The sequence below is a fragment of the Streptomyces sp. NPDC107575 genome (assembly GCF_055657265.1).
On sequence record NZ_JBVKBG010000005.1, the window covers coordinates 618,389 to 638,936 of the forward strand.

At 71.8% G+C, this 20,548-nt stretch carries 17 protein-coding genes; 12 read left to right on the forward strand and 5 right to left on the reverse strand.

The genetic code is table 11. From position 1 onward, the window contains the following. The first annotated feature begins 53 nt into the window (after window positions 1-53). Both ACZ7L4_RS27555 and ACZ7L4_RS27560 read left to right on the forward strand, forming a co-directional pair. A complete protein-coding gene (locus tag ACZ7L4_RS27555; RefSeq protein WP_472106644.1) occupies window positions 54-953 on the forward strand; it encodes a helix-turn-helix transcriptional regulator in 900 nt (299 codons plus the stop codon). Window positions 954-1,107: 154 nt separating this feature from the next. Continuing rightward, window positions 1,108-2,022, forward strand: coding sequence for an endonuclease/exonuclease/phosphatase family protein (locus ACZ7L4_RS27560; RefSeq protein WP_472106646.1), 915 nt, complete (start codon window positions 1,108-1,110; stop codon window positions 2,020-2,022). 8 nt (window positions 2,023-2,030) lie between these two features. On the opposite strand, the gene ACZ7L4_RS27565 is transcribed toward ACZ7L4_RS27560, so the two are convergent. The 4 genes from ACZ7L4_RS27565 to ACZ7L4_RS27580 are packed head-to-tail and all read right to left on the reverse strand — an operon-like array spanning window position 2,031 to window position 8,010. Next, a complete protein-coding gene (locus ACZ7L4_RS27565) occupies window positions 2,031-3,236 on the reverse strand; it encodes an alkyl sulfatase dimerization domain-containing protein (protein WP_472106648.1) in 1,206 nt (401 codons plus the stop codon). A gap of 35 nt (window positions 3,237-3,271) precedes the next feature. Beyond that, the gene (locus tag ACZ7L4_RS27570; protein WP_472106650.1) at window positions 3,272-4,630 is read right to left on the reverse strand and encodes an MFS transporter; all 1,359 of its coding nucleotides are present in this window, start codon (window positions 4,628-4,630) and stop codon (window positions 3,272-3,274) included. 15 nt (window positions 4,631-4,645) lie between these two features. Next, the gene (locus ACZ7L4_RS27575) at window positions 4,646-5,968 is read right to left on the reverse strand and encodes an alkyl sulfatase dimerization domain-containing protein (RefSeq protein ID WP_472106652.1); all 1,323 of its coding nucleotides are present in this window, start codon (window positions 5,966-5,968) and stop codon (window positions 4,646-4,648) included. After that, on the reverse strand, window positions 5,965-8,010 hold the full coding sequence (locus ACZ7L4_RS27580) for an acetate--CoA ligase family protein (RefSeq protein WP_472106654.1): 2,046 nt from the start codon (window positions 8,008-8,010) through the stop codon (window positions 5,965-5,967). The genes ACZ7L4_RS27575 and ACZ7L4_RS27580 overlap by 4 nt, the downstream gene beginning before the upstream one ends. 111 nt (window positions 8,011-8,121) lie before the next feature. Here ACZ7L4_RS27580 and ACZ7L4_RS27585 point away from each other — a divergent pair, with 111 nt between their 5' ends. Together ACZ7L4_RS27585 and ACZ7L4_RS27590 are read left to right on the forward strand one after the other, a co-directional pair. Further along, window positions 8,122-9,333, forward strand: a complete 1,212-nt coding sequence (locus ACZ7L4_RS27585; protein ID WP_472106656.1) for a PucR family transcriptional regulator — start codon at window positions 8,122-8,124, stop codon at window positions 9,331-9,333. A gap of 103 nt (window positions 9,334-9,436) precedes the next feature. After that, window positions 9,437-12,148 (forward strand): beta-N-acetylglucosaminidase domain-containing protein, encoded by a 2,712-nt coding sequence (locus tag ACZ7L4_RS27590; RefSeq protein WP_472106658.1) that lies wholly within the window; start codon window positions 9,437-9,439, stop codon window positions 12,146-12,148. A gap of 57 nt (window positions 12,149-12,205) precedes the next feature. Here the strand turns inward: ACZ7L4_RS27590 and ACZ7L4_RS27595 are convergent, their stop codons facing one another. Next, window positions 12,206-13,162 carry an ABC transporter substrate-binding protein gene (locus ACZ7L4_RS27595; protein ID WP_472106660.1) on the reverse strand — a complete coding sequence of 319 codons (957 nt, stop codon included), beginning with the start codon at window positions 13,160-13,162 and terminating at the stop codon, window positions 12,206-12,208. 565 nt (window positions 13,163-13,727) lie between these two features. Here ACZ7L4_RS27595 and ACZ7L4_RS27600 point away from each other — a divergent pair. The 8 genes from ACZ7L4_RS27600 (at window position 13,728) to ACZ7L4_RS27635 (ending at window position 20,457) form a co-directional block, all read left to right on the forward strand. Beyond that, window positions 13,728-14,732 carry an amino acid ABC transporter permease gene (locus ACZ7L4_RS27600; protein ID WP_472106662.1) on the forward strand — a complete coding sequence of 335 codons (1,005 nt, stop codon included), beginning with the start codon at window positions 13,728-13,730 and terminating at the stop codon, window positions 14,730-14,732. A gap of 282 nt (window positions 14,733-15,014) precedes the next feature. Further along, the gene (locus ACZ7L4_RS27605; RefSeq protein ID WP_472106663.1) at window positions 15,015-15,620 is read left to right on the forward strand and encodes a winged helix-turn-helix domain-containing protein; all 606 of its coding nucleotides are present in this window, start codon (window positions 15,015-15,017) and stop codon (window positions 15,618-15,620) included. 10 nt (window positions 15,621-15,630) lie between these two features. After that, window positions 15,631-16,863, forward strand: coding sequence for an acyl-CoA dehydrogenase family protein (locus tag ACZ7L4_RS27610; protein ID WP_472106665.1), 1,233 nt, complete (start codon window positions 15,631-15,633; stop codon window positions 16,861-16,863). Window positions 16,864-16,994: 131 nt separating this feature from the next. Next, a complete protein-coding gene (locus ACZ7L4_RS27615) occupies window positions 16,995-17,096 on the forward strand; it encodes a putative leader peptide (RefSeq protein ID WP_422471239.1) in 102 nt (33 codons plus the stop codon). A gap of 70 nt (window positions 17,097-17,166) precedes the next feature. Beyond that, window positions 17,167-18,273: an ABC transporter substrate-binding protein gene (locus ACZ7L4_RS27620; RefSeq protein ID WP_472106667.1), complete on the forward strand. Its 1,107-nt coding sequence runs from the start codon at window positions 17,167-17,169 to the stop codon at window positions 18,271-18,273. Window positions 18,274-18,329: 56 nt separating this feature from the next. Next, window positions 18,330-19,127, forward strand: coding sequence for an ABC transporter ATP-binding protein (locus tag ACZ7L4_RS27625; protein WP_472106669.1), 798 nt, complete (start codon window positions 18,330-18,332; stop codon window positions 19,125-19,127). Further along, a complete protein-coding gene (locus ACZ7L4_RS27630; protein ID WP_472106671.1) occupies window positions 19,114-20,052 on the forward strand; it encodes an ABC transporter permease in 939 nt (312 codons plus the stop codon). The genes ACZ7L4_RS27625 and ACZ7L4_RS27630 overlap by 14 nt, the downstream gene beginning before the upstream one ends. 150 nt (window positions 20,053-20,202) lie before the next feature. Continuing rightward, window positions 20,203-20,457: a hypothetical protein gene (locus tag ACZ7L4_RS27635; RefSeq protein ID WP_472106673.1), complete on the forward strand. Its 255-nt coding sequence runs from the start codon at window positions 20,203-20,205 to the stop codon at window positions 20,455-20,457. Window positions 20,458-20,548: the final 91 nt, after the last annotated feature.

The following is a 20,548-nucleotide window of genomic DNA, read 5'->3' on the forward strand; positions in this document are numbered from 1 at the left end:
GGGGGTACAAGCTCGACCTCCCTCCGCGGCGTCCCGTGGCTACCGTGGAACGCATGGACGAGGGAAGCGACCACCGCGGCGAGATCAGGGACTTTCTCGCCAGCCGACGCGCCAAGATCACCCCGGAGCTGGCCGGGCTGCCCACCAGCGCCCGGCGGCGCGTCCCGGGGCTGCGGCGCGAGGAGGTCGCCGTGCTGGCCGGTGTCAGCACCGAGTGGTACACGCGACTGGAGAAGGGCCACATCGGAGGTGTGTCCGAGGACGTGCTCGCGGCGGTCGCGCAGGCCCTGCAACTGGACGAGGACGAGCGCACCTACCTGTTCGACCTGGCCCGCGCCGCCAAGCCCGCCCGCCGGGCGCCGTCCCGCCGCAAGGACGTCGCCGTGCCGCCGCGCGTCCAGTGGATGCTCGACTCGATGACGATGTCCTCGGCCTTCGTGCGCAACGGCCGCCAGGACGTCATCGCCCACAACGCACTGGCGAAGGCCCTGCACACACCGATGTACGAGAGCGCCACCACCGACAAGCAGGGCCGGCCCAACATCGCCCGCTACATCTTCCTCGACCCCGGGTCGCAGGAGTTCTTCGTCGACTGGGACGCCGCCGCGGTCGCGACCACCGCCCTGCTGCGCGCGGAGGCAGGGCGCGAGCCGCACGACCGGGCGCTGCGCGAGCTCATCGGCGAACTGTCCACGCTCAGCACCGAGTTCCGCGACCAGTGGGCCGCCCACGATGTGCGCATCCGCCACGAAGGCCTCAAGCGGCTGAGCCACCCCGACGTCGGCGAGCTGGAACTCTCCTACCTCTCCCTGGACCTGCCGATGGCCAGCCGCGCCGTGCACGACCTGACGCTCTACTCGGCGGAACCCGGCACCACATCCGAGGAGCGCCTCAAGCTCCTCGCCAGCCTGGCGGCCACCCGCTCCCAGGCCGCCGCACCGCCCCGCGGCTAGCCCGCCTCCCTCTGCATCACTCCAACACCCCTTGGGCACAAAGGAGTCAAGGGCCCACAGACGTCACACCCACCGCCGCCGACCGTTCACCTCCGCCTCACCCGAGCTCGCCATCGTGGGCCCCTGCCCTGCCACCGACGCACCGGGAGGACCCATGACCGAGCACCCCCGCCTCACCCGCCGCCACGGGCTGCGCGCCGCACTCGCGGTGGCCGCCGCGCTGCCCGCCACGGCGGCGGTGACCACCACCGCCGCCACGCCCGCGGGCGCCGCGACCCCGGGCCGCGGAGGCCGCCTGCACGTCATGACGTTCAACCTGCGCTACGCCTCCGACACCTCGCCGCACTCCTGGGCCGACCGCCGCCCCGTGATGCGCGAACTGCTCCGCAAGGAACGCCCGCACGTCATCGGCACCCAGGAGGGCCTGTACCACCAACTGCAGGACATTCACGCCGACTTGGGCGAGCACTACGCCTGGATCGGCACGGGCAGAGCGGGCGGCAGCCGGGACGAGTTCGCCACGGTCTTCTTCGACACGCGGCGGCTGCGGCCCGTCGAGTTCGACCACTTCTGGCTCTCCGACACCCCGGAGCTGATCGGCTCGAAGAGCTGGGGCAACTCGGTGATCCGGATGGCCACCTGGGTGCGCTTCGCCGATCTCACCGAGGGCGGCAAGGAGTTCTACGTCCTCAACACCCACTTCGACCACCAGGTCCAGCTGTCCCGCGTGAAGTCGGCGGAGCTGATCGCCTCGCGCGTCGCGGCGCTCGACTCCTCCCTGCCGCTGCTGATGACGGGCGACTTCAACGTGGCCGCGCACGGCAACCCGGTATACGACCAGCTTCTCGCCACGGGCCTCAGGGACACCTGGGACGCGGCCGCCGTGCGCAGCAAGCTCTATGCCACGTTCCACGGCTACAAGCCGCTGGTCCCGGACGGCGACCGCATCGACTGGATCCTCGCCACGCCGGGCGTGACCGTGCACTCCGTGGCCATCAACACGTACCAGAAGGACGGCCAGTACCCGAGCGACCATCTGCCGGTGCAGGTGCGGGTCACGCTCGGCTGACCAGCGGGTCAGTCCGTCGTCCGGTAGAAGCTGCGGGAGACGTAGCTGGTAGCCTCCTTCGCCCGCAGGGCGCACAGTTCGCTCTTGAGCTCGCGTGCGACCGCGAGTTCGGGGGCGTCCCCGGGGGCCAGGGGCAGGAGGTCGACGACGTGCAGCGCCTCCTGGACCCGGCCCTCGTCCCGCAGCCGGGCCGCGCGGTCGAGCACCGCCTGCTTGTCGGTGATCGCGTCGGCGCGGGCCGCCGCGGCGACGGCGGGCCGCTCGGGGTGCAGGGTCGTCGGGTTCCCGTCCCACCAGCCGGTCTCGGAGCGCACGATGTCCCGGACGATGTACTCGCGGTGGCCGTAGTTCTCCCGCATCCACGGGACGTCGAACAGCTCGGCGGGGTAGTCGAGTTCGTGCACGATGTCGTCCGCCCCCTTGCCCTCGTTGAGGCGGTCGACGACCGCGCGGCGCAGCCAGCGCAGGGCCGCCGATGTCGCCGTGAGCTGCTCGGCGCCGCCCTCGCGGATCACCGGCCCGAACTCCGGGATCACGGTGGCGGGTTCGAGGGCGGCGAGCCGGTCGAGGGTGTCGGCCCAGCGGACGGTGTCGCGCATGGTGCGCATCGGTGTGCCGATGTTGGGGATGCCGTTGATGACGGCGGCGCTGCCGTACAGGATCCGTTCCCGCGGCAGCCATACGGCGGTCACGTCGTCGGTCTCCGACGGAGCCCACAGCAGCCGCACGGTGCGTCCCGTACTGCCGAGGGTGAGGGACTCGCCGTACGTCTGGTCGGGGAAGGTCAGTGGCGGCACGGCCGGGAAGGCCGCCGAACTCTTGCGGAACTGGCGGGTGTTGATGTGGTTCTGCAGTCCGGCGGTCTCCAGGTACCGGCGGTAGCGCCGGACGACGTTCTCGTGGGCGATGACGGTCGGCCGGGGCTCGCCGCGTTCTGCGGCGGCGTCGAGGAAGCCCGGTACTCCGTAGTTGTAGCCGAGGTGGCCGTGGCTGTAGACGATCCAGCGCACCGGTTTGTCGGTGTGTTCGCGCAGCCGTTCCAGGGCCTCGGGGACGACGGCGGGTGCCGGTCCCGAATCGATGACCAGCAGTCCCTCGTCGGTCTCCACGGCGAGGCTGTTTCCCTGGAGGCCGATGGTGTAGACGCCGGGTGCGACGACGTGGACCTCGCGGGAGCCGAGCAGGGGGTTGTCTTCGGGCTTCGTGGTGAGCACGGTCGACGCTCCTTCGTACGGGGCGGTTCTGGTCTTCACGGGTGGGTGCGGCCGAGGCGGCGGGCGTCGCGCTCCGGGCGTACGAAGATCACGGCGAGCAGGCCGCCGATCAGCATGAGCACTCCCGCCGCGCTGAACGCCAGGCCGTAGCCGGCGGCCGGGTCCGGTGCGGCCTCGATGACGAGTCCGGTGACGTACGGCGCGAGCAGGCCGGCCGTGGTGACGATCCCGACGGTGATCGACAGGACGGAGCCGCGCTGGCGGGTGGGGGTGATCTCGCTGGTGACGGTCACACCGATGGCGAAGAGGATCCCGCCCAGGCTGAACGCGACGGTGAGCAGGGCCAGTTGCGGCCAGCCGCCGGGCGCGATCGGGAACAGCAACATCGCTGCGCCCGCGACGAGGATGCCGCCCCCGCCGAGCACACCGCGTGCCATGCGGCTGGAGACACCGCGCCGCATCAGCCACTGCGTGAGCACGCCCTGCCCGAGGTTGAACACGGCCGTGGCGATCCAGGGCAGCACCACGAGCGTGCCGGTGGTGGCCGCGCTGTAGCCGAGGACGGTCTCCAGGTAGGGCGGTACCCATGCGATCAGCAGGGCGAGCGCCCAGTAGGCGGCGAAGGCTCCCACGAAGCCGCCCAGCCAGGTGCCGCTGAGCAGGATGCGCCGGTACGGGACGCGCGGCTCGTCGGCGGCCGGTGTCCCGGTGTGCGGAGACTCGGCGTGCGGGGACCCAGCGTCGGAGACACTGCCTTCCTTGCCAAGCACGGCCCACACCAGTGCCCACACCACACCGACCGCGAACAGGGACACGAACGCCCACCGCCAGCCGAACGCGGAGATCACGGCGACGAGCAGCGGGGAGGCGAGCGCCACACCGATGCCGGGGCCGACGTTGAGCAGCGCGGTGGGCAGGCTGCGCTTCTCGTTGGGGAACCACTTGTGCACGGCGTGCATGGCGACCGGGTTGGCGGGGCCCTCGGCCGCGCCAAGCACCACGCGGCTGGCGAGCAGGACACCGAATCCGACGGGTGCGAGGACCGGCAGCATGGTCAGCGCCCACACCACGGCCATCGCCATGAGCAGCCACTTCGTGGGCACGCGGTCGGAGGCGAAGCCGACGAGGATCGCCGAGAGGCTGAAGAGGAAGTAGAAGCCGCTGGAGAGCAGCCCGTACTCGCTGGGGCTGAGCCCCAGGTCGTGCATGATCGGCTTCGCCGCCAGGCCGAGGACGGCCTTGTCGAGGAAGTTGATCAGCATGAAGACCAGCAGCAGGAAGGTCACCAGCCAGGCGCGCCGGGGGCTGCGGTGTCCTGGCTCCCGGGACTGCGGGCGGCTGTCGGCTCTCGTGCCGGTCGTGGCGGAAACGGGGTGTGCGGAGGGGACGTTCACGCCTTCACTCCTTCGTCAAATGGCCCACCGGGTACGGCCCGCGGTCCGGGCGCGCAACTGGCTGTCGAGGTCGTCGCCCGCGAGGACGGCGCGGGACTCGGCGGCGGCCCAGGCGTAGACGCCCTTGGCCATCGTCGACGTGGCCGCCTTCTCCAGGGCGGCGAAGACCTCGGCGCGGGCCGCGTGTGCGTCCTTGTCGTCGGGGGCGGCGTCGGCGGCGAGTTGGGCGAAGTGGCCGGCGAGCCGGTGTTCGCCGCGGGCGAGCAGTTCGCGGGCCCGTTCGGCGAGCCGGTCGGCGCCTCCCGTCAACTGGGCGATCTCGCGCGAGAGTTCACTGCGGCGGGCGGGCTTGAGGTGGGACGGGTCGCCGTCGTACCAGCCCCCGTACAGCCGCCACAGATTGCGGACGACGAACTCGGGCTCGTCGTAGGACGGCTTGAGGTACGGCTTGCGCAGCAGTTCGGCGGGCGCGGTGACCTCGTGGACGACCTCGTCGAGGGTCGCCCCGGCGTTCATGGCGGCCAGCGTCTGGTCGTGCAGGGTCTGCAGGAAGTCGGCGGTGTCGGTGAGCGCGGTGCGGATGCGCTCGGCTCCGACGATCGGCACACCGTGGCCCGGCAGCAGGATCTCCGCGCCCAGGGAGGCCATCCAGCGCAGGGCCTGCGCCCACTCCAGGGCGTAGCGCTGGACCTTCTGCGGGTTGCCGGGGTTGGGCGAGGACCAGATGAAGAAGTCGCCGCAGCACAGGATGCCGCGTTCGGGCAGCCACGCGATGGTGGCGTCGTCGGTCTCGCCGCGCGCGTGCCGCAGCCGTACGTCGAGGTCTCCTACGCGCAGGTCGGTGCGGTCGGAGTAGGTGAGGTCGGGGTGGCGGTAGTCGGTCGGCCACCGGAAGTCGGGCCGCTGGAACTGGCGTTGGTTGATGACGCCGTTGTAGCCGGCGGTCGCGGCGTAGCGGCGGAAGCGCGGTGGGGTGTTCTCGTGCGCGACGACCAGGGGGCGGGGCGCGCCGCGTTCGGCGGCCTCGGTGTCGAAGGGGGCGACTCCGAAGACGTGGTCGATGTGTCCGTGGGAGTACACGGCGGTGTGCAGCGGGGCGTCCGTGCGGGCCCGTACGGCGGCGTGCAGATCGGCCGCCGTGCGCTTCTCCCCGGTGTCGTAGCAGAACAGGCCGTCGGAGGTGGGGAACAGGTAGACGTTGCCGAAGGCCGGCCACATCCACACCCCGTCGGCGACCTCGCGCAGTCCTTCGCGGCGCAGCTCGCCGGAGTGGTAGACCTTCGTGCTTGCCTCGCCGCGCCATACACGGTCGGCGTATTCGAGCAGGTCGTCGGTCACTTGCGGGCTCCTTCTTCCTCGTGGTGCGTGATGAGCGCGTCGACGGCGATCAGCCGGTCGCCGACGACGCACAGCGGGTTGATGTCGACCTCTTCGATGCCGGGGTGCGCGTCCAGCAGCCGGGTCAGGGAGGTGACGGCCTGCGCGGTCGCCTCGGCGGGCGCGTCGAGTACGAAGGCGGCCCAGTCGGCGAGTTCGCGGATCTGGTCGTCGGTGGCCGGCAGCAGCAGTCCGCGGCGCGGCGCCGCGGGGTCCTCGGCCCGGTCTCCGCCCGCGCCGAGCAGCAGGGCGGTGCCGTAGACCGGGTCGTGGGTGGCGCCGAGGGCCAGTTCGGCGGTGTGCTCCAGGAGGGGCTGGGCCACCAGACGGCGGCCGGGATCGGTGGACACCGTGTCCAACTGCTGCGCCAACTCGCCCGCTTCAGCGCCGAGTTCTGCGTTCTCCACCCCGACGCGTACGAGCCCGTGCCGCGCCCGGTGCGGGACATCGGCGGCGTCGCCCTTGAGGACGTACGGCCCGCTCCAACCCGCGCCGCGCACCTCGGTGACGAGTTCGTCCGCGCTCCGGGCGGACACGGTGGGGACGTGCGCGATGCCCGCCGCCTCGGTCAGCGGCGCGGACCGCAGCTCGGACCAGGCCCACCGCTCCGCGTCGGACCGCTGGTGCGGCACCGCCCTGGGCGGCGCGGCATCCGGGACCAGGACGCGCAGCCGCCGCAGCAGTGCGCCGATGCTGCCCAGCACCGTCTCGGGCATCCCGAGCCGTTCGAGTTCGCCGGAGGGCGCGCACGCCCATACGAACCAGGCCGGTGTGCGCATCGACTTCGCCGCCCGCGCGAGCCGGTGGTACGCCTCCGGGAACAGGTCGCCGAACGTCAAGTACAGGACGACGCCGTCGAGTTCGGGGTCCGCGTCGAGCACACCCAGGAGGTCCTCGACGCGGTCCATCCACCGGAACAGATTGCCGCCGAGGTCGACGGGGTTCGCGTCGGTGGCCTCCACCCCTCCGATCTCGGCCAGCCGGCGCCGGGTCTCGGCCGACAGCGCGGGGACGCGGACGCCCATCGCCGTCAGGTTGTCGGCGAGCACACCGCCCGCGCCACCGGACATGGTGAGGACCGCGAGCCGCGGCGCGGGCGGGAGCTTGATGCCCCGGCGGGCGCACAGCACGGCGTCCACCAACTGGTCGTCGTCGGTCACAAGCCGGATGCCCTCCTGCCGGCACAGCGACGCGAGCAGCAGGTGGTCGCCCGCGACGGCGGCGGTGTGCGAGAGGGCGGCCCGACGCCCCGCGGCGCTGCGGCCCACGGTCAGCGCGACGACGGTCTTCCCGGACTCCCTTGCCAGGCGCCCCAGTTCGCGCAGGCCCGCCGCGTCGCGAACCCCCTCCAGGTAGAGGACCAGCACCTCGACGTCGGGCTGCGCGAGCAGATGGCCGCCGAGTTCCCCGACGGACAGGCAGGCCTCGTTGCCGACGCTGGCGTAGTAGGAGTACCCGAGGCCCGCCCGCTCCAGGAGGTCGGCGAGGACGAAACCGACCGCGCCGCTCTGCGTGACGATGGCGACCGGGCCCGGCTCGCCGCGCTCGCGGTCCAGGAACACCGTCGTGGACACCTGCACTCCGGCCGGGCGGCTCACCAGGCCGAGGCAGTTGGGGCCGAGCACCGGCATGTCACCGGCGGCGGCGCGCAGTTCGTCCTGGAGCGCGTCGTCGCCCTCCTCCGCGAAGCCGGAGGCGTAGACGACCGCCGCGCCCGCACCGGCCTCGCGGGCCTCGCGCAGCAGTCCGGGCACGGTCGCCGCGGGGGTCGCGAGGACGACGAGGTCAGGACCGTGCCCGATCTCCGCGAGCGATCCGACGGTCCGTACGCCCGGCAGGGTCAGCTCTCCCCTGGTGACGGCGTAGACATCACCCTCGTATCCGCCGGACAGCAGGCGCCGCACGGTGATGCGGCCCCATGACAGCTCCTGGGAGGCCGACACCCCCACCACAGCAATGGACTTCGGCCGGAACAGCGGCTCGCAACGCATGACATCGGGCACCAACGGACATCTCCCTGTGGCTCGGACCACCGCGGACGGCTCCCACTGTGCCGACGCGAACCACTGGCAGTAAGCGCTTGGTCACCAGGATTTCGGCTAGCCTCCTGTGACATGTCACAAGGGCTGTGGGACAGGCTGGAGCGGCGGATACCGGCGGTCGTGGACCGCATCCTGCGCAGATACGTGGACGGTTCCCCGCACTACCAGGGTGTCGTGACGGAGCATTTGCACCGTCACATGGCGCACACCTGCCGCGAGGGGGCCCGGCTCTACATCCGTATGGCGCGGGAGTTGCGCGAGCCCCGTGAGGAGGAGCTGCGGCTGTTCCGCGAGCGCGCCCACGCACGGGGCGCGGAGGGGCTGCCGGCCGCGCACTTCATGGAGGCGTACCACCTGTGCGCCGAGGAGCTGTGGCACGAGCTGACCCAGGTTGCCGACGGCGAACTGCCGCCGGAGGCGGGCGCGGTGCTCCTGCGCTGGGTGCGCCATGTGACGCGCGAGGCGCTCGACGCGCACCAGCAGGAGTTCCAGGCCGCACGCAGCGAGGAGCGCGAGGCGAGGCGGGCGACGGTGCGGGCGCTGGTGGCGGGCGAGCGGGCCGACGAGACGGCCACGCGTTTCGGCATCCGGCTCGCCGACTCCTACGCGGTGCTCGCGCTGGGCTTCGCGACGGAGGCCTCGGAGTCCGTCGGGGACGCGCTCGGGCGCCGCCTCGCGGGGCGCCGCAAGGTGCACCGGCTCAGCGAGGAACTGCTCCGCGCCTTCAGCGAGGCCGTAGGCGACGCCGACCTCCTGACCGCCCTCGAGCCGGACGGCGGGCTCGTCCTCGTCCCGTCGGGTCCCAGCCACCCGGACCACGCCCCGGAGGCGGCGCGCGCCGCACTGCGGCGGTTGCGGCAGGCCACGGGGGTCGAGACGACCGCCGGTTTCGCGACCGCCGGTGACCGTGCCGGGATCCCGGCCGCGGCCGCGCAGGCCCGGCGGCTGCTTCCGCTCGCGGCCGCCCCGGGCGAGGTGGCCGTGCTCGGTGACCATCTCTTCGCCTACCACCTGAGCCACGACAGCGAGGCGGCCCCGCAGCTGCGCTCCCTCGTGGAGCGGCTGCGCACCGAGCCGGACCTGCTGGCAACGGTCGGGGCCTACTTCGCGAACGACTTCAACCGGCGGCAGACCGCGCAGCAGCTCCACGTCCACCCGAACACGATCGACAACCGCCTGTCCCGGGTCGACGCGCTGACCGGGGTCAACCCGCGTACCGCACAAGGCCTTCTGGTGCTCGGCGCGGCGCTGGGGCTCGGCGGATCAGAGCACCGCGATGCGTGAAACTGCTCGAACTCCCGCTTTTCCACGCAACATTGACAGCCCGTCACCATAGTGGTCTAGTCCGCTACAGCATGTCGTATGTGCCCACCGTGGAGGTTCGCTCATGTTCCGCCCGAAGCACAGATCCCGCAGGACGCCGCTCATCGCCGTCCTCGCCGTGGCGGCCCTGGCCGCCGCTCCCCTCACCTTCGGCACGGGCCCGGCCGCCGCCGGCCCGGGGCCCGGAGCCGGTGAGGAGACGTCCGCCATCACCCCGGCCCCGCACAGCGAGCGGCAGCGCTCCGACCGGGTCACCATCACCCCCGCCGTCACGGTCGTGACCGGCGCGAAGTCCGACCCGGCCGCCGTGAAACTGACCACCGCCGTGCTGAAGGCAGCCGGTGCGCGGGAGGTCACCACCACCCGGAAGGCGCCCGCGGGCTCCGGTTCGCTGGCGGTCTACGTCGGCGGCCCGTCCGAGAACCCGGCGTCGGCGGGCGCGCTCGACGCCCTGGACACCGACGGCCCCGCAGGACTCGCCGCCGAGGGGTACGTCCTCGCCATGGGCGGCAAGGGCGCCGGCCGCATCGTGCTGTCCGGCGCCGACCCGACCGGCACGTACTACGCGGCGCAGTCCCTGCGCCAGGTACTGCCGCACCGCAAGGCCCCCGGCGCCAGCGTGCGCGGCCTGGCCGTGCGCGACTGGCCCGCGACACCGGTGCGCGGTGTCATCGAGGGCTTCTACGGCACCCCGTGGTCGCACGAGGCGCGCCTGGACCAGCTCGACTACTACGGCGCGCACAAGATGAACATCTACGTGTACTCGCCGAAGGACGACCCGTATCTGCGCGCCAAGTGGCGCGACCCGTACCCGGCCGAACAGCTCGACCAGATTGAGGAGTTGGTGGAACGGGCGCGGGCGAACCACGTCGAGTTCACCTACGCCCTCTCCCCCGGCCTGAGCGTCTGCTACAGCTCCGACGACGACCTCAAGGCGCTCACCGACAAGTTCCAGACGCTGTGGGACATCGGGGTGCGGCAGTTCGCGGTGCCGCTGGACGACATCAGCTACACCGACTGGAACTGCGACGCGGACAAGGCGAAGTGGGGCACCGGCGGCGGCGCGGCCGGACAGGCGCAGGCCTATCTGCTCAACCGGGTCAACCAGCAGTTCATCAAGACCCATGACGGCGCCCTGCCGCTGCAGATGGTGCCGACGGAGTACTACAACACCACCTCCACGCCGTACAAGACGGCGATCTCCGGGCAGCTCGACAAGGATGTGCTCGTCGAGTGGACGGGCGAGGGCGTCGTGGCGCCGACGATGACGGTGGCCCAGGCGAAGCGGGCCAAGACGGTCTTCGGGCACGAGATCCTGACGTGGGACAACTATCCCGTCAACGACTTCGCGACCGGGCGGCTGTTCCTCGGCCCGTTCAGCGGGCGCGAGAAGGGGCTCGCCGAGGAGCTGGCCGGGATCACCGCCAACCCGATGATCCAGCCGTACGCCTCGAAGCTCGCCCTGCACACCGTCGCCGACTACACATGGAACGACTCGGCGTACGACCCCGACGCCTCCTATCGCGCGGCCGTCGAGGAGCTGGCCGGCGGGAACGCCAAGGTGGCACGCGCGCTGCGGGCGTTCACGGACCTCAACCACAGCTCGCGGATGGACTCGGTGGAGGCCCCGGAGCTGTCGAAGCTGGTGAAGGGGTACTGGGACGGTTCCGTCCCGGCGTCCCGGCTGACGGCCGCGTTCGCGGCGCTGCGGGACGCGCCCGCGACGATCCGCGGTGGCGTGGAGAAGGGCTTCGTCGAGGACTCGGGCCCGTGGCTGGACTCGGCCGAGGCATGGGGCCGGGCCGGGGTCGTGGCGGTGCGGATGCTGGAGGAGCAGCGCGCCGGTCACGCGGAGGCGGCCTGGACGCTCCGTCAGCAGCTGCCCGGTCTGGTGGCGAAGGCGAAGTCGTTCCGGTACACCGATCTGGGCGGCAACAAGGTGCCGGTGGTCGTCGGCGAGGGCGTGCTCGAACCGTTCTTCGCGAAGGTGCGGGACACTTCCAACAAGGACCTCGGCCTGCCGCCGCAGCCGACCGGCACGACCAAACTGCCGGTCTACAACGGCAACACGGCCGACCGGATGACCGACGGCGACGACTCCACGTACTTCTGGAGCAGCCGGGCACCGAAGACCGGCGAGGGTGTCGGCGTCGACCTGGGCGCCGAGCAGCCGCTCGGCTCGGTGACGGTGACGATGGGCAAGTCCGGCAGCACCGAGGACTACCTGCACAAGGGTGTCCTGGAGTATTCGTCGGACGGCACGACGTGGCACGCGCTGGGCGCCGAGTTCAGCGGGAAGGCGACGTGGACGGCGGAGGTGCCGAGCGGCACGAACGCCCGGTACGTGCGCGCCCGCGCGACGGCCGACCAGACGAACTGGCTGGTCGTGCGGGAGTTCACGGTGGCACGTAGGGACCGCCCGACGGTGAGCGGCGGCCCGGCGGCCGCGGAGGGCAGCGGCCTGGCCGCGGCGGCGGACGGTGTCCCGGAGAGCGCCTACCGTGCCGCCTCCGCCCCGGCGTCGGGGGACGCGCTCACCGTGACGTACCCGGCGCCGCGCCCCGTGTCCTCGGTGACGGTGCTGCGCCCGGACGACGCGACGTCCTCCGAGGCCGAGGTGCAGCTGCGCGTCGGCGGCACCTGGCAGGACCTCGGCCCGCTCGACGGCTCCGTCACCGCGCTGTCCGCGCCCGCCGGGGCGAGCGCGGACGCGGTGCGGCTCGTGTGGGGTGACGGATCGGCGGCGCCCGTGGTGAGCGAGGTGATCGTCAAGTAGACGTGGTGGTGTGAACCGAGCGGATGCGGGCGGCCGTTTCCGGCTCCCCGCGCCCGCTCAGGTGTGTTCGGGCGGGTTGATGCGTGATGTCTCGATCGCGGACTCGGAGGTGCCCCACTTCTTCAGGATCCGCTCGTACGTCCCGTCCTTGATCAGCTCGTTGACCGCGGCCCGGAACGCCTTGGTGAGCCGGGAGTCCTTCTTGAAGGCGAAGCCGACGTCGAGGCGGTGGAACTCGCCGAGGAAGGTGGTCCGCGAGGCGGACTTGCTCGCCTGGTGGCGCAGGCCGTTGATGGTCGACATGATCACGTCGATGCGGCCCTGCTGGAGCGCGGTGAGGGTGGCGCCGTTGTCGGAGAAGACCTGCACGTCGTACGGCTTCTTGCCCGCCTTGGTGCAGCGCGACTTCTGCGCGTCGAGGGTCGCCTCGAACGTGGTGCCCGCGCCGACGCCGATGTGCCGGCCGCAGAGCTGCGCGAGATCGGTGATCTTCTTGCCGAACGAGGTGTCACCCGTCTTGACCGAGAAGCCCTGGCCGTCGTTGATGTAGGTGACGAAGTCGATGGTCTTCAGGCGCTCGCTGGTGACACCGAAGTTGCCGGTGCCGAGGTCGTACTTGCCGCTCTCCAGGGCCGGGAGGATGGTCTCGAACGAGGCGTCCTGGCGCTTCAGTTGGATCCCGAGCACCTTGGCCGCCGCGTCGGCGAGGTCGATGTCCTGGCCCACGGGCTTCTTCCCGGTGCCGTTCGGGTAGTACGCGGCGGGCGGGCCTCCGGTCGAGGTGCCGATGCGCAGCGTGCCCTTCTCGCGGACGTCGGCGGGCAGCAGCTCGGCGGCGGAGTCCACCTTGCGGACCGCGGCGACGGGGTTGCCGCTCGGCGCGGCGGCGGCCTGCGCGCCCGCCCCGGCCGCACCGGTGTCGGTGTCGCCCGAGCCGCAGGCGGTCAGCGCGAGGAGCGGCAGCAGGGCGAGGGCGGCGAGGAGCGGTCGGGTTCTGGTCCCGGGCAGGTTCACGGGTCGGGGGCCTTTCGAGTGTGCGGGCAGCGCGCGGCGCCCGCGGGACGGCGGGTCGGGGCAGACGGGTGTGACGACGCCGGGCGGTGTCACGTGCGGGGACGTGTCACGCGCGGGTGTCGTAAGAAGAAGAGGTGTCGCGGCAGCGCGCGTCAGGAGAGGACTCGGCCCGCGACGGGGTCACCGAGGGAGGGAAGGGCCGGTCGGACGGCCCGCTGCCGCGTCAGGCGCAACACGCCGCGGACCACACCCGACCGAAGTCGATGTGGTCACGCGAGACCAGGCGCTGGGCAGTCATGCGGACCATTGAGCAGGACTTCGGCGGCCACGTCAAGCGGCGCCCGCATGCCGGGCGGCCTCTACTCTCCCGATTCCGGGCCGTGTTGACACATCCGCGGCGCGGGCGCATACGATCGGCGGTGGACCGACCGTGCCGCGCACGGCTCCGCTCCGGCCGCGTTGAGGGACGCGGCACATGTGACGACGCCGAATCCGTCCACGCCTTCCCGCCTGTGCCGCGGGGCGCCCTTCCGCGCCCGCGCCTCCCTCCTCCGGAGACACCTCGATGACCACGACGTCGTCCTACGTCACCCCCTCCCCCGCCGCATCGCCCGAGGATCCGGTGCCCGCGGCGTCCACCACCCGGATCGTGCCGCGCCGGCACCTGGGCCGCTGGGCGTCGGCCGCCGTCGCACTGCTCGTCTTCGCGATGGTGCTGAACTCCGTCGTCCGCAACGGCGCCTTCCAGTGGCAGGTGGTGGGCCATTACTTCACCACCTCCGCCGTGCTCGACGGGCTGCTCCTGACGGTGTGGCTGACCGCCGCCGTGATGGTGCTCGGGTTCCTGCTCGGCACCGTCCTCGCGACGATGCGGCTCTCCGCCAATCCGGTGCTGCGCACGCTGAGTTGGGGCTACGTGTGGATCTTCCGGTCCACGCCGCTCCTGGTGCAGCTGCTGTTCTGGTTCAACATCGGCACCCTGTATCCCACGCTGGGGCTCGGCATCCCGTTCGGTCCGGAGTTCGTCACGGTCAAGACGGTGAACCTGTTCGGCCCGACCCTGACCGCGCTGATCGGCCTGACGCTGCACGAGACCGCGTACGCCGCCGAGGTGGTGCGCGGCGGCATCCTCTCCGTGGACTCCGGGCAGACCCTGGCCGCGCAGGCGCTCGGTCTGAGCAGGCGCCGCACGCTGCGCCGGATCGTCGTGCCGCAGGCGATGCGCTCGATCGTGCCGACCGCGGGGAACATGCTGATCGGCACGCTGAAGGGCACGAGCATCGTCAGCGTGCTCGCCGTGCACGACCTGCTGTACTCGGCGCAGCTCATCTACAACCAGACGTACCAGGTGATCCCGCTGCTCATGGTCGCCACGCTCTGGTACATCGCGGTCACCAGCGTGCTCAGCGTGGGGCAGTACTACGTCGAGCGGCACTACGCGCGGGGCGACTCGCGGACGCTGCCGCCCACTCCGCTGCAGCGGCTTCGCGGTCGAATCGCCGCCGCCCGCGCCTGGTTGAGCAGGGTGACGGCGGCCGACGCACGCCCCGCGGTCGGTGGTGACCGGTGAGCTGCACCACACCTTCCCCACTTTCCCTACCGAATTACTAGGAAATCCTTGACCCGGCCCGTCCGGACACACAGGATGGTGCACATGTCCCGTACGCAGCAGCGACTCGTTCGTCGTCGGCATGTCGACTTTGGTCACGTCGTCAGCGCCGCGTGCTGTCGCGCGTAAGGCACCCGGCCCACAGGCCGGACCGTGCCGCTCCGCACGCCAACTCCCCGGCCATCGGGGCGCGTCCATCCACGGCGCCCCGGAGGCCCGACACACCAGCGAGGGACACCCGCCATGACCACGGCACCGCAGACCAGCACCACCCACGCCACCGCGCCACCCTCCGACGCCCGCCACCTCAGCCTCGTCCGTGACACCCCGCGGGGCGGCGGCGCCGGGCAGCGCGGCTCCGTACCGATGGTCGGATATCTGCTGCTCGTCCCCGAGGGCACCGACCCCGCCGAGCTCTTCGCCGAGGGCGGCCCCCGGCCGGAGATCCGCCCGGTCGACCCCGCGACCCCGACCCCGGCCTCTCCCCCGCCGGCCGCCGCACCGGCCGCGGACGACGACGTCATCCGCATCGATCCGGTGCGGCACGTCGCCGAGCTGGAGGGTCGTGAACTCGACCTCACCTACCTGGAGTTCGCGCTCCTCGCCCATCTCGTGCAGCGCCCCCACCACGTGCTGACGCGCGAGCTGCTGGTGACCGCCGTCTGGGGCTACGACCACGTCGGCGACGGCCGCACCGTGGACGTCCACATCGCCCGGCTGCGCCGCAAGCTGGGCAGGGCCCACCGGCAGCGGATCGTCACCGTACGACGCGTGGGGTACAAGTACGTGCCCGAGCGGCGCCCCGACCGGCAGGAGGGCTCCGACTCCGCCCCCTGCCACCGACCTTGAGGAGATCACCGTGACGGTCCCCGCCACCGCGTCGCCCCGTCCCGCCCCGGCCCACGACCGGGCGGGCCCCGACCATCCGCACTGGCTGCGGGTGGCCCGCGAGGTGGCGGAGGACCTCGCCACGGACGCGGTCACCAGGGAGCAGGCCGGCAAGGCCCCCGTCGACGAGGTGTCCCGGCTGCGCGAGGCGGGCCTGCTGACACCGCCGGCGCCGGCCGAGAGCGGCGGGGGCGGCTGGGACTGGGCCGCCGCGCTCGCCGTGGTCCGCGAGATCGCCGCGGCGGACGGCGCGATCGGCCAACTCCTGGGCTGCCACTACTTCTTGGCGGGCAGCGCCCGGTTCTTCGCCGGGCCCGCCCTCGCCGTACAGATCGAGGAGCGGTCCACGGCCGGACAGTGGTGCTGGGGCGGCGGCTTCGCCCGCCAGGAGCCCGCGCTGACGCTGACCAGGGGCTCCGGCGGGCTGGTGCTCAACGGGCGGCAGGACTACACCACCGGGGTCCTGGCCGCAGACCGGCTCGCCGTGCGGGCCGTGCGGGCGGACACGGGCGCGCCGCTCGCCGTCGTGGTGGACGCCGGCCGACCCGGTGTCGCGATCGACGCGGCGGCGGACACCTTCGGCCTGCGGCTCGCGGCCGGCGGCAGTGTGGAGTTCGACGACGTGCCGGTCGCCGCCGACGAGGTGCTCGGCCCGCTCTCCGCGGACGAGGACTTCCTGCCGCCCCGGACGGCGCTGGCGTCGCCCGTCGCCCACCTCGTCTCCGTCCAGGTCCTGCTCGGCACGGCCGAGGGAACACTCGCCGAGGCCCGCGAGTACAGCAGGACGGGCCGGACACCCCTGCATCCGGCCTGGCCGGTCGGCAGCCCGCACGACCCGCAGGTGCTGACCACCTACGGGGAGCTCACCGTCCTCGTCCGCTCCGCGTCCGCGCTCGCCGACCAGGCCCTGGGGGCCGTACAGGAGGCGCTCGCGCTCGGCGACGAGCTCACCTACGACGAGTACGCGGAGGTCGCCGCACTGGTGACCATGGCGGAGACCGCCGCCTCCCGGGCCGCGCAGGAGTCCACCGCCCGGGCCCTGGACATCGTCGGCCCGCGCGCCGCCTCCGCACGCCTCGGCTTCGACCGTTTCTGGCGCAACGCCCGCACTCACACGCTGCACGAGCCGCTCGGGCACCAACTCCGCGACATCGGCGACTACTTCCTCAATGGCGCACAGCCTCCGTTCGCCCTTCCCGCCTGAGACTTTTCACCTTGTTCTCAAAATACGAGACACACACGTCCATATGATGAACACCCTCTTGGGGTGAGCGCCACCTTCTGCCACGATCCCTATCTGTCAGGTAGGAAAACTCGGGAAGCCAGGGGGTGGCCATGCGTACGCTCAGCCGCGCGGACCTGTCGCGCCTCCTGCTGACCTCGCGCCGTCACATCGACCTCGGCCGCACCGCCAGCGCCATCTGTCGCGCCGCCTGAACCACGGTCCCGGTCCCACGGCGCTCCGCGCGCCTCCCCTGAACCACTCATTTCCCGAGAGGACACCTCCGTGTCTCCCGCACGCTCCCGCACCCCCCTGCGCACCCTCGCCGCCACGGCAGCACTCCCGCTCCTGCTGACCGCGTGCGGCTACGGGTCCCAGTCGAACGACGGCGACGACCAGGCCAAGGCCGCGTCGGGCGCCAAGAAGCTCTCCGCCGACGAGGTGAAGATCGGCTACTTCCCCAACCTGACGCACGGCACCGCCCTGGTGGGCGTCCAGAAGGGGCTGCTCCAGAAGGAGCTCGGCGGCACCGAGATCAAGCCGTCGACCTTCAACGCAGGGCCCTCCGAGATCGAGGCGCTGAACGCCGGCTCCATCGACATCGGCTGGATCGGCCCCTCCCCCTCCATCAACGGCTACACCAAATCGCAGGGCAAGTCCCTGCGGATCATCGGCGGTTCGGCCTCCGGCGGCGTCAAGCTGGTCGTGAACCCGAAGAAGGTCAAGTCCCTGGACGACCTCAAGGGCAAGAAGATCGCCACGCCCCAGTTCGGCAACACGCAGGACGTCGCGTTCCTCAACTGGATCGCGGAGAAGGGCTGGAAGGTCGACGCCCAGAGCGGCAAGGGCGACGTCTCCGTCGTCCGCACCGACAACAAGATCACGCCCGACGCCTACAAGTCAGGCTCCATCGACGGCGCCTGGGTGCCCGAGCCCACCGCGTCCAAGCTCGTCTCCGAGGGCGGCAGGACGATCCTCGACGAGGCCGACCTGTGGCCCGACAAGAAGTTCGTGATCACGAACATCATCGTGTCGCAGAAGTTCCTCAAGGAGCACCCGGACGTCGTCGAGGCCGTGCTGCGCGGTTCGGTGAAGACGAACAAGTGGATCAACGCCAACCCGGAGAAGGCCAAGGCCTCCGCCAACGCCGCGCTGCAGAAGCTGTCGGGCAAGGCGCTGCCCGCCGAGGTCATCGACCCGGCCTGGAAGTCCATCGACTTCCTCGACGACCCGCTGGCCTCGACCCTCGACACCGAGGCGAAGCACGCGGTGAAGTCCGGGCTCCTCGAAAAGCCCGACCTCAAGGGCATCTACGACCTCAAGCCGCTCAACAAGGTCCTCGAGGCCGAGGGCGCGGACGAGGTCGACGACGCCGGTCTCGGCGCGAAGTAACAACCCAACGGACCGGGCACGTCGAGGAATTGACGCCCCTTCAGGAGGTGACGCCCATGGCCACCACGACCACCACAGCGGCCGAGGCCGTCGAGACGGTGACACACGCGGCACGCATCGAGCACGTCTCGAAGTCCTTCCCCGCGCCGGGCACCCCCGGCGGACAGCAGCTCGTCCTGGACGACATCACCCTCGATGTCGCACCGGGCGAGTTCGTCACCCTCCTGGGGGCCTCGGGCTGCGGCAAGTCCACCCTGCTCAATCTGGCGGCGGGCCTCGACCTGCCGTCCGCGGGCTCCATCGCCACGGACGGCAGGCCCGCCCTGATGTTCCAGGAGCACGCGCTGTTCCCGTGGCTGACCGCGGGCAAGAACATCGAACTGGCGCTGAAGCTGCGCGGCGTCACGGCGCAGGAGCGGCGCGCCGAGGCGGAGCGGCTGCTCGACCTCGTGCGGCTGACCGGCGCGCACGGCAAGCGGGTGCACGAGCTGTCCGGCGGCATGCGTCAGCGCGTGGCGCTCGCCCGTGCGCTCGCGCAGGACAGCCGGCTGCTGCTGATGGACGAGCCGTTCGCCGCGCTCGACGCCATCACCCGCGACGTGCTGCACGACGAGCTGACCCGCATCTGGCAGGAGACGGGTGTGTCGGTGCTGTTCGTGACGCACAACGTGCGCGAGGCGGTGCGCCTGGCCGAGCGCGTCGTGCTGCTGTCGTCCCGCCCCGGCCGCGTCGCCCGGGAGTGGACGGTCGACCTGCCGCGGCCGCGGCGCCTGGAGGACACCGCGGTCGCCGAACTGTCCGCCGAGATCACCGAAGAACTGCGTGGGGAGATCCGCCGCCATGGCCGCCACTGACCACACCGTCACCCTCGACGCGGAGGCGACGAAGGACCGCTCCGAGGTGCCCGGCGAGCCCGGCCGCGCCGGCGACCTCGCGGGTCTGGAGGCGGGGCTCGACGCACTGGACTCGGTGCGGTCGGTCCGTACGCCGCTGCGCGAGACACTGCGCCGCAAGGTGCTGCCGCCCGTGACCGCGATCGCCGTGGTGCTGGTGGTCTGGCAGCTGCTGGTGTGGGCGGGGGTCGTCCCCGACTACAAGCTGCCCTCACCTGCCGACGTGTGGGGCGAGGTGCGCACGGCCTGGCTCCAGGGCACGCTCCTCGACTCCATCTGGACGTCGGTGTCACGCGGCCTGTTCGGCTTCCTGCTCGCCCTCGCCATCGGCACACCACTCGGCCTGCTGGTGGCCCGCGTACGGTTCGTGCGCTCGGCCATCGGCCCGATCCTGTCGGGTCTGCAGTCCCTGCCGTCGGTGGCGTGGGTACCGCCCGCCGTGATCTGGCTGGGCCTCAACGACTCGATGATGTACGCCGTGATCCTGCTCGGCGCGGTCCCCTCCATCGCGAACGGCCTCGTGGCGGGCGTCGACCAGATCCCGCCGCTGTATCTGCGCGCCGGCCGGACCCTGGGCGCGACCGGGCTGCGCGGGGCGTGGCACATCGTGATGCCGGGCGCGCTCCCGGGCTATCTCGCCGGGCTGAAGCAGGGCTGGGCCTTCTCGTGGCGCTCGCTGATGGCCGCCGAGATCATCGCCTCGTCGCCCGATCTCGGCGTGGGGCTCGGCCAGTTGCTGGAGAACGGCCGCAACAACAGCAGCATGTCCCAGGTGTTCCTGGCGATCCTCCTGATCCTCGTGGTGGGCATCGCCGTTGATCTGCTGATCTTCAGCCCGCTGGAGCGACGGGTGCTGCGCGGGCGCGGGCTGCTGACCTCCAGCTGACAGCCGTCGCATGCCATCCGGCACTGAGAGGCTCGGGCGGGATACCGCGTTGCTGCACACGGGTGTTGTGGGTCCGCCCGGGATGCGCCCCGCTCGGTGGTCTGGTGATGTTTTAAGTGATCACTTGATCCCTCTCAGAAGGAGAAGTTCATGGTGCGTCGCATCGCAGCCGCTGTCGCCGTCGCCTCGGTGGCGGGGTTCCTCGCCGCCGGCCCCGCCGTCGCCGACGTGGACGACAGCCGTCACGACGCCGGCCACGTGTACGACCACGCCGGGATCGCCGGTCAGGAGTTCGTCAATGTCGGTGGTCGTGACGGTGTCACGGTCTCCGACTCGCTGGCGGCCCACCACAACGTCGGCGCCTGGGCCCACCACCACCGGTGGACCGACTACGCCGGTCGCTGAGTCACCCGGGGCCCAGGCCCCGCGCGTGATGCATGACGCTTGACGCAGGCGGCCCCGCTCCGGCGGGGCCGCCTCCGCGTGTGCACCCGGT

Coding starts and splice junctions, on each gene's coding strand:
- ACZ7L4_RS27555 (WP_472106644.1), top strand. CDS start 54: ATGGACGAGGGAAGCGACCACCGCGGCGAGATCAGGGACTTTCTCGCC.
- ACZ7L4_RS27560 (WP_472106646.1), top strand. CDS start 1,108: ATGACCGAGCACCCCCGCCTCACCCGCCGCCACGGGCTGCGCGCCGCA.
- ACZ7L4_RS27585 (WP_472106656.1), top strand. CDS start 8,122: ATGTCACAAGGGCTGTGGGACAGGCTGGAGCGGCGGATACCGGCGGTC.
- ACZ7L4_RS27590 (WP_472106658.1), top strand. CDS start 9,437: ATGTTCCGCCCGAAGCACAGATCCCGCAGGACGCCGCTCATCGCCGTC.
- ACZ7L4_RS27600 (WP_472106662.1), top strand. CDS start 13,728: ATGACCACGACGTCGTCCTACGTCACCCCCTCCCCCGCCGCATCGCCC.
- ACZ7L4_RS27605 (WP_472106663.1), top strand. CDS start 15,015: ATGACCACGGCACCGCAGACCAGCACCACCCACGCCACCGCGCCACCC.
- ACZ7L4_RS27615 (WP_422471239.1), top strand. CDS start 16,995: ATGCGTACGCTCAGCCGCGCGGACCTGTCGCGCCTCCTGCTGACCTCG.
- ACZ7L4_RS27625 (WP_472106669.1), top strand. CDS start 18,330: ATGGCCACCACGACCACCACAGCGGCCGAGGCCGTCGAGACGGTGACA.
- ACZ7L4_RS27630 (WP_472106671.1), top strand. CDS start 19,114: ATGGCCGCCACTGACCACACCGTCACCCTCGACGCGGAGGCGACGAAG.
- ACZ7L4_RS27635 (WP_472106673.1), top strand. CDS start 20,203: ATGGTGCGTCGCATCGCAGCCGCTGTCGCCGTCGCCTCGGTGGCGGGG.